3 protein-coding genes are annotated in these 6259 nt (G+C 45.1%); all 3 read right to left on the bottom strand.

The genetic code is table 11. The annotated features are described in order from the left end of the window. Positions 1 to 55 precede the first annotated feature (55 nt). Complete coding sequence (locus tag RIM23_RS27415) at positions 56 to 1954, bottom strand: glycosyltransferase family 39 protein (RefSeq protein WP_446371200.1); 1899 nt, start codon at positions 1952 to 1954, stop codon at positions 56 to 58. 175 nt (positions 1955 to 2129) lie between these two features. Continuing rightward, positions 2130 to 2606 (bottom strand): thiol-disulfide oxidoreductase DCC family protein, encoded by a 477-nt coding sequence (locus tag RIM23_RS27410; protein ID WP_446371198.1) that lies wholly within the window; start codon positions 2604 to 2606, stop codon positions 2130 to 2132. Between the two features lie 132 nt (positions 2607 to 2738). Next, positions 2739 to 6259: CHAT domain-containing protein (locus RIM23_RS27405; RefSeq protein WP_446371196.1), on the bottom strand; the 3521-nt coding region annotated here is incomplete at its 5' end.

The raw sequence follows: 6259 nt of genomic DNA, 5'->3' as shown, positions 1-6259 counted from the left end.
CATCTAGGGGCAGGTTTAGCTCAGTTATAGGTTAAACCCGCCCCGACAGATGGCATTACGGCAAATCTGACGCTGAGGAACCTTCATAATTATCGGCAAGGCAGTGATACAGTTGATAATTATAACCATCCACCCCTACCTTATTCTGAGAAGAATCTTCAGTATAACAGTTGGGTAAATCGGCTACCGTCGCTTTAAAGTTAACTAGCCATATATCTAGAGGGCGTGGCATTTGGGCGAGTGTTTGTTTAAGAGTTATTGAGGCGGGACAGGTTAACCCTTGACAGCGATATTGGTCTTGATGAGCCAGGAGAAATTGAGGATTATTAATAGCAGATGAGTTATGATTCCTCAACTCCCAAGCAATTCCCATTATTTCCCCCGTTTGCACTAAGGTATTATGGGTAGTCGCAATGAGAACGGGTAAAGGGGAGGCTTGCTCAATAATCGGTACTAAAAGGTCGGGACGATAATATTTTTGATAGCCTAAGTTATTGACTACCGTAATCCCACTCAATAGTCCCATTACTCCAACCATCACTACGACGATTTGACCTCGGTTTCGCCAAGGGGAAAGGTTGGGTAACCTGTGAGATGTTTTCCATATCACCGCTAACGCGGCGGCGATTAAGAGGATAACAGCCGGAAAATAAACAAAGTGATATCGTGCGCCTCTGGTCAAGTCTTTGCCTAGAATATAAGTTATCGCAAAAAATAGCGCGATCGCACTCAAGACAAACCCCGCTAAAACCCCAGTCTCCCAGCGCGTTTGTGCCTGTCGCACCAGGGTTTTACCCCCCCGATAGATAAAGGGAATTACCCAGATAAAGAACCCCATCATTACCACCCCAGCCGCCAGCACAACTTCCAGGGAAGACGATTCTACAGGTAACAGCGACACCATCGTAATCCAAGCCGCCAACGTCTGAAAAATCGGATTAATCCAACTCAACAGACTTTCACGGTTGAGCATCATCCAATCCGCCATCTGGGGTTCATACCCTCCCTGCAGTACAGGTAGCCACACCAAACCACCAACCCCTGTTCCCATCGCCGCCGCCAAAATCCGCCACCACGTTAAAGAGTTTGCGGCTGACGTCTTCTCTAGGTATGACTCACCGGAGGTTTCCCTACCACTAGATAATCTAGTATTCCCAATACTACTCGGATAAGCTTTAAATGTAATTTCTGCTCCCCCAGCTCCCCCAGCTCCCCCAGCTCCCTCTGCTATCCCTCGTTTCCACCTAAGACGATAATGCCACAACCCCAATCCCATCAGGGCAATTCCTTCAGCAAAAAGGGTCAAACTAAAAAAGTAGTGGGTAGCGATACCAAAACTATTCACCAGAACCCAAGCCAATACCACCCCAATGGGTAGAGGTGTTCGGCGTTTGAGATGCTGTACCGCCACGACTAAGCAACTAAGAGACGTGATAACCCAAATAATACCTAACGTATAATGACGGGCTTCCTGTGCCAAATAAATCCCAAACGGAGACAGCGCCATCATCGCAGCGGCGAATTGCGCCACAACCTGGGAACGAAACGCCAACCAGCCGAATCCATACATGGCTGGGATAGAGAGAACACCAAAAAAAGCCGGGAGCGATCGCGCCGCCCAAAGTGAGATATACTCTCCTGAAGTGGGAAATAACTGCATCCACCCATGGGCGAGCATGAAATAAAGTGGCGGATGGTGATCCTCAGTTAACAGAGTATGCCAGACTACTCCCACGCCAGCTTCTGGGTTAGGTTTTAGAGGGTGTAACAGCGTCTCTAAAGAAATCCCTTGATCTAGGGGTACAGCCTGAAAACTATTGCCCAAGCTAAACACCAGTGTCGCAAACTCATCTGTCCAAGGGGACTTCAGGGTAAGATTGGTGAAGCGCAAAGCCGCACCAATAGCAATCCATACCAGTAGCAGGAGTAGATTAAACTTTTTTCGGGACTGCAAAATATTCAAAGGGAACAGAGGAGCAATTTTCCAGATATAGCAGACTACGCCTGGAAGAGAAACGACCGACTATCTTGGACGATAAAGTCAGTATTCAGTCCTAAATTCTAGTACAAAGAACCCGCTCCTAGCCAATAACAGACGTGTCATGGCACGTCTCTAAATAATTTCTTGATTAACGTTCTAGGCGACATTTTTGCTCATCTGGGCAATCTAAACCCTTTTGATGTTGAGCAACTAAGGTGGCTAAACTAGGGCGTCCTGTCAATTTTAGGCGTAAGTTTGCCCAGATAGTATAAATCTGATTGGCTAAAACATTGAGGATAGGTAGGCGAGTTGGCGCATAAATCCAACCCATCCCTAGAATCTCGTAGATGGAACGAAATACTTCAATATTTTTGATAATTTTACCATCTGGTAATATGGCATGAATGCGTCCCATTGCCGTTTCATAATCAATCCCGCCATGGTCTTCAGGATTATAGGATTCATCGGCAATATCGACAAATGAGACTAATCCTCGACCCGCATCTCGTTGTTGGAGAAAGTTAACTTCTCGTAGACACAAGGGACACTCACCATCGTAGAGTAGCTTGATTTGCCAGGATGGGGCTTGTTGATTAGAGCGGGTTATTGTTTCAGCGCTAGACATCAATGTTTTTCTTCGTTTGTCAACGGTTTTATAGCTATATTAACAAATCTTAATAAATAGAGATTGCCCTGTCAACTTATCTCTTTGAAGAAAGCCCCAACCATAGCCTGTTACCTGTTCCCTGTTCCCTGATTACCAAGGATTACCAATTAGGGTAAAGGAACTCCAATAATAAGGATGACTGTAGTTTTGGTTAATCGACGGAAAATCAGAGGGTAAGGGAATACTACTCTTAGTGGTAATTAAGCGATCGCCTTCTCGTTTCACTTCACCTCTAAGCATTGCCAGTTGTGACTTTCGCAAGGCTTCGGCTTTAGTTGAACTTTGTTTGAGTTCCTCGTAAAATGTACTCATCAATCCCAGTGTCCCCTCATCGCTAACATACCAGAGACTGCCCAAGGCTGACTTGACTCCAGATTGTACTGCTAATCCCGTAAATCCTAACTCGGCTTCCTCATCGCCTAAAGCTGTGCGACAGGCACTTAAAACTAAAAGTTCCACGGTTGGTTTATGCCAATCTAACCGCCACATCTGATCCAATGTGAGTTTATTGTCCCCCCACAATTGGATATAGGAATCCATCGGTTTCCCCGGTTTAAATTCGGCATGGGTAGCTAAATGAACAATACCATAGGTCGCTTTGCGCCGAGCTTGCTGGAGATTATTCAAGGTAAACTCTTCATTGAGGAAAGATTCACCATCCCACACCTGATCTGCAATCACGTGTAACTCGATGGGAACACTGGGTAAAGGCGCCTTATCTGGAAACTTTGAAGCCCCCATTGCCAAAACCGAATCATTTTTGACATCTTGATAACGAGTATCGGTGAGACTGAGGCTAGGCATTAAGCCGACACTATAGTTTTCAATGATAAACTGCTTACCATCATACAAGGCGGCAATGGGTATGGAACGCAACCCTGTATCCATAACAAATGCCAAATGTTTGATATCTTGGGCGGCTAAATCGGCGGCTATGGGTTTAATTAACCATTGATACATCTGGTAAGCCGGTGGCAGATAGTTACGGTCATCGATTACATTCGTTACAGTGCGGCGAAATTGAGCTGCCATGTTGAGGACTTCTGCTCTCGTTACATTAACCGATCGCCGGATAGGTTGTCCATCGGCAGAAATGAGAATTAATTCTAGGCGATCGCTCGGTTGCGGGGTTAGCGATCGCAATAAACTGCTATTATTGGGCGCAACGTCTACGCCTTCAGGCACCGCGCTAATCGTTTGTGGGGCAAATACTACATAAATCACCGCCGACTTCACCCCTGTTGCTGCTGCATTTTGGCGTAATATTTCTCGCGCTTGTTCTAAGGTAATCCCTGCCCGTCTTTCTGTGCCAAAATACTTTTCATAATCTCGACTAAATAAGTTATCAATCTCCATCACCCCAGATTCATCCTTTTCAACTGGGGGTTGATTTTTCTTGGAATCAGTGGTGGTTAAATCAATGGGGTTAACGGGGATATTTGAGGTTTCGTCAACACTAATAATCCGAATATTGCCTTCAGTGTGGGTAAAGGGAAAGGATTGGAAAGGGGCGATAGTAAACTCACCACTGGTAATGGCAGCAGCTGTGCCGTTAATTGTGGCATCTCCCACATCAAAGGGAATGATGCCTTCTCCCCCATGACGAATCGTGATATCGCCGCCACCCTTCCCACCGGCTGTAGAAATGCTGGTTTCCCTACCATTGTGGGGAAAACTGCCCATTGCCCGAAAGACGCGATCGCTCTCTATCTCGACATTGCCCCCTCTACCATTACTTCCCCCCCGTGCGTTAATCGAATTCACCTGGATATCTTCACGGGGATCAAGCATAACATTACCGCCATCGCCGATATTACCACTGGAATTAATTTTCCCAGCATCAATACTTACCTCTGCCTCGACCACAATATCACCACCAATCTCCGCCGAGGAATCGAGGTTACGACTCTTTACCGTATCCTGATTACTGGTGAGACGAATATCACCCCCATCCGTCGTAATATCAACCGTAGTTAGATTGTTGCGAGTTGTCAGTTCAACCGCTCCCCCAGAGGTTTGCACATCCTGTAGATTAATTGTGCCAGTTCCTGTTATATGCTTCAGACTAGCCACCCTAATCGAATCATTCGCCGTGAGGTTATTGGCATTAAAAATAGTTAGATTACCCAGTGGGTTAATATCACCAACGCTATCTTGAAACGTGATATTCCCCATTCCAGCCGCCAGATTTAGATTAGCAGAACTTCCGTTCCCGTTGAGCCTATTATGAAACGTAATATCACTCCCACTCGTATTCAGAGTAGTCTCACCTGTAAGCGTAACCGCACCATTTAAGTCAATCGTACCAGTTGTTGTGCTAATAGTCCCAGCCAGATTGACTGGACTCGTGCCATTTTGCTCAAATCCCCCAGTCAAATTAATGGTAGTTGTGAGATTTAGACCCCCATTAATCGTCAGGGTATCCAGTGGGGTAATATTGCCAACAGGGTTATTAAAAGTAATACTATTCGTGCCAGTAGACAGTTCGAGATTGTGATTTCCATTAAGCGTATTATTAAAGAGAATAGTCCCCGCACCACCTGTATTTAAAAAAGTATCACCAGTTAGAGTAATCGGCGCATTAAATTCTAGGCTACTGTTTGTCGTCGTAATTTGACCTGCCAACTCCAACGCTTCCGTGATATTCAGTTGCAATCCGCCTTGGAGATTAAGTTCTATTGTCTCCGGGAGAGTTAGAGTACGACTAGAGATAGTGAGATTGTCAATTGATTCAAAATTCGCGGTTTCCTCGATAATTACCCCGCCATTTAATCCCTTATGTTCAATCGTCAGGTGGTTTGTATTGATATTACCGTCTAGAGTAATATCACCGCTTTGATTATGGGTTAACCCCTCACCTGTATTCAGGGTAATATTAATATCTCCCTCACCCGTATCCAATGTTATTCCATTTGCCAATAGGATTTTCGCGTTACCCCTATCTCGGTGGGAATCAACCACCCCATTTGCCATAGTTTCGTTGGCAATTAAGTTTAAATCACCATTATCTGTAAGAATATCAGCATTAATCATGATGCTGCGTCCAGCTTGAAACGTTAAGTCTCCTCCATTACCGTCAGGATTATCTATAATCAGGCGACTATTGAGAGTAATATCATTATTGGCTTGCAGTACAACGGCTGTACCCGTATTTAGAGTACGTTGTAAAAAAGAGGGAGAGAACGTTACCGAAGCACCAGGTAAGTTAGCAAATGTCAGATCTGTGGGGACGCCGGCTGTTACTCGACCACTACCTTCGTTAGCAAATTGTACCCAAAACGTTTCATTAACTGAGTCATTAACAACTGTATCTAAACCTGAATTAGACTGGCGACCAATAATACTATTTTCATCGCTTATACTGTTTGTACCCTCCCAAGTTTGTCCATTACTTCCATCCATCAAAGTAACGGCACCCCGACTATTACTCCAAAATGGACTACTGATTAAATAATTCCCATTTTCTAGGTCAGTTACGCCACCACTACCCACTTGGTCATTCTCTGTTAGACCAACTAAACTATTAGCTTCAGTAATCTCTTCATTAGCCGTGGGGATAGTACCATCACGCCAAGTAACCGCTCCGCGCTGATTATTCCAGTCGGGGCTAC

It is taken from the genome of Coleofasciculus sp. G3-WIS-01, from assembly GCF_040223135.1.
Taxonomy (GTDB): Bacteria; Cyanobacteriota; Cyanobacteriia; order Cyanobacteriales; family Coleofasciculaceae; genus Coleofasciculus.
This window is presented reverse-complemented; position numbering and strand designations above follow the sequence as displayed.